This is a genomic window from Streptomyces sp. NPDC002306 (assembly GCF_053593435.1).
In genome coordinates this window covers 1-2,754 of record NZ_JBSFCK010000122.1, presented here as the reverse complement: position 1 = coordinate 2,754, position 2,754 = coordinate 1, and the positions used below count along the sequence as shown (strand labels likewise).

Annotated in this window: 2 protein-coding genes and 1 pseudogene; all 3 read left to right on the top strand. The window is 66.2% G+C overall.

Translation table 11 applies throughout. The features are described 5' to 3' along the window. Positions 1–79: 79 nt before the first annotated feature. Positions 80–1,114 carry an IS630 family transposase gene (locus ACWCQK_RS42270; protein ID WP_451164564.1) on the top strand — a complete coding sequence of 345 codons (1,035 nt, stop codon included), beginning with the start codon at positions 80–82 and terminating at the stop codon, positions 1,112–1,114. 197 nt (positions 1,115–1,311) lie between these two features. Next, complete coding sequence (locus tag ACWCQK_RS42265; RefSeq protein WP_451164566.1) at positions 1,312–2,388, top strand: IS110 family transposase; 1,077 nt, start codon at positions 1,312–1,314, stop codon at positions 2,386–2,388. 20 nt (positions 2,389–2,408) lie between these two features. After that, positions 2,409–2,726, top strand: a pseudogene (locus tag ACWCQK_RS42260) (IS630 family transposase); the annotation flags it as partial. Positions 2,727–2,754 lie beyond the last annotated feature (28 nt).

Sequence of the window (2,754 nt, the reverse complement as noted above, 5' to 3'; positions counted from 1 at the left end):
CTAGTGTGATGCGTCTGAAATCACGAGCTTAAGTCTGTAGCCTGTTTTCATGTCTCGGGGTCCTCGTGCCGTCGAAGTCGTGCTGTCCGATGAGGAGCGCGCCGAGTTGCTGCGCTGGGCGGGCGGGGCGGTGGCGCCCCGACTTGCCGAGCGGGCACGCATCGTCTTGGCATGCGCGGGCGGGAAGCCGAATACGCGCGTCGCGGCGGAGTTCAAGGTGACCGCTGACACAGTGAGGAAGTGGCGCTCGCGGTTTGTCGATCGGCGGATGGCCGGGCTTGCGGATGAGCCACGGCCGGGCCGGCGCAAGTCGGAGCTGGTACTCAGCGATGACGAACGGGCTCAGCTGACGCGCCTGGCGAGGCGGGCAAAGACCGCGCAGTTCCTGGCCCTGCGCGCAAGGATCGTGCTGCGGTGCGCGGAGGGCGGGACGAACAAGCAGGTGGCGGCCGAACTCGGCTTGCACGAACAGTCGGTGAGCCGCTGGCGGGCCCGGTTCGTCGAACAGCGGCTGGACGGTCTGATCGACGAGCCGCGACCCGGCCGGCCGCCGTCCATCCTGCTCGACCAGGTCGAGGACGTTGTCGTCGCGACGCTGGAATCCACCCCTGGCCAGGACACGCACTGGTCGAGGTCCTCCATGGCCGCCCGCACCGGGTTGTCGAAGTCCACCATCGGGCGGATCTGGAAGAAGTTCGACCTCAAGCCGCACCTGCAGGATGCCTTCAAGCTCTCCACCGACCCACAGTTCGTCGCGAAGGTCGTCGACGTCGTCGGCCTGTATCACAACCCGCCCGAGAAGGCCGTGGTGTTGTGCGTGGCCGAGAAGAGCCAGATCCAGGCGCTGGACCGCTCGCAGCTGGTGCTGCCGATGATGCCCGGCATGCCCGAACGGCGCACCCACGACTATCTGAGACACGGCATCACCAGCCTGTTCGCCGCCTTCAACATCGCCGACGGCACCGTCATATCGGAGCTACACCGCCGCCACCGAGCCATCGAGTTCAAGAAGTTCCTGGTCACGATAGACAAGACGGTCCCGACCGGACTCGACCTGCACCTGGTGTGTGACAACTGTGAGGATCATGGTGTGCCGCAGGGGGCCGGAGCCTGACCCGTGTGACAACTGGCCTCAGCTGCCTTGGAGTAGAACTGTCGGCCCCGGCCCCCTTGCGGTGCGTCCTGCCGCCGGCCCGGTGAACGTGTCCCGATAGGGGCTTTGCTGCACAAAGCACCGTCACAGTTCTGACCGCCCACCGGACCGGTGTCAGCCACAGATCCAGTCCAAGGAGCCTCGTGACCGTCACCAGCATGCCCCAGCCGACGCTGCCCGCGCAGCGGATCCCCGCCCCGGCCGAGGAGGTGATCCTCGGTGTGGACACCCACAAAGACATCCACGTCGCCGCCGTCATCACCACCTTGGGCACCTCGCTCGCGCACCAGGAGTTCCCGGCCACCGCCGCTGGATACCGTCAACTGCTGTCCTGGGGCCGGTCATTCGGTACCCTGCGCCGGGCGGGCGTCGAGTGCACCGGATCCTTCGGGACCGCACTGACCCGGCTCCTGCGCCGGGAAGACGTCGACGTCATCGAGATCAACCAGCCCGATCGTGCCACCCGGCGCAAGCGCGGCAAGACCGATGCCATCGACGCGGACGCGGCCGCTCGTGCGGTGCTGTCCGGACGTGCCACCACCGTGCCGAAGAGTTCGGACGGGCCCGTGGAGGACATGCGGGTCCTGCGCCTGGCCAAGGAATCAGCCGTCAAGGCCCGCACACAGGCACTGAACCAGCTCAAGGCCGTCCTCATGTCCATCGACCCGGACCTGCGCGAACTGCTCACCGGGCTGAGCAACCCCGCCCTGGTGGCCACCTGCGCGGGCCTCGACGTCGATCACCGAGGTGAGGCCGTTTTCACAATGCGCCTGCTCGCCTGCCGGGTCCAATACCTGTCCAACGAGGTCAAAGAACTCACCCGCCGTACCACCAAGGCCGTCCGTGCTTGCCGGCCCCAGATGCTGGACCTGATCGGCGTCGGACCCGACAGCGCCGCGGTCCTGCTCATCGCCGCAGGCGACAACCCGGAGCGGATCACTGACGAAGCATCCTTCGCCGCTCTGTGCCGCGTCAGTCCGGTTGAACAGTCCTCCGGCAAGACTCAGCGGCGGCGCCTGAACCGCGGAGGTAACCGCCAGGCCAACGCCGCGCTCTACCGCATCGTGCAGACCCGCATGCGCTGGGACGAACGCACCCAGGCCTACCTGCAACGACGTACCGCCGACGGCATGTCCAAGCGCGAGATCATACGGTGCTTGAAGCGGTACGTCGCCCGCGAGCTCTACCGGCACATCCAGCCACGGGCCACCGACCAGGTCCCTACTGCGGCTTGACGAAACATAGGGGCTTCTACGCCACCCACAACACCCCCGAGATCAAGACCTGGCTCGGCAAGCACCCTCGATTCCACGTCCACTTCACCCCGACCGGCTCCTCCTGGATCAACCAGGTCGAGCGGTGGTTCGGCCTGCTCACCGACAAACTCATCCGCCGCGGCGTCCACACCTCCGTGAAGGCGCTGGAAGACGACATCAAGGCCTGGATCAACTCATGGAACGAGAACCCCAAGCCCTTCACCTGGACCAAGACCGCCGACGAGATCCTCAAATCCCTCGCCGACTCCCTCGCCAAGGTCACTCCACCAGTCACTGAAAACCAGCGAGAGACTTAAGCCCGTGATTTCAGACGCATCACACTAG

What these genes read in the sequence shown, in the direction of transcription:
- ACWCQK_RS42265 (WP_451164566.1), top strand. Translation starts at nt 1,312, where the DNA reads ATGCCCCAGCCGACGCTGCCCGCGCAGCGGATCCCCGCCCCGGCCGAG.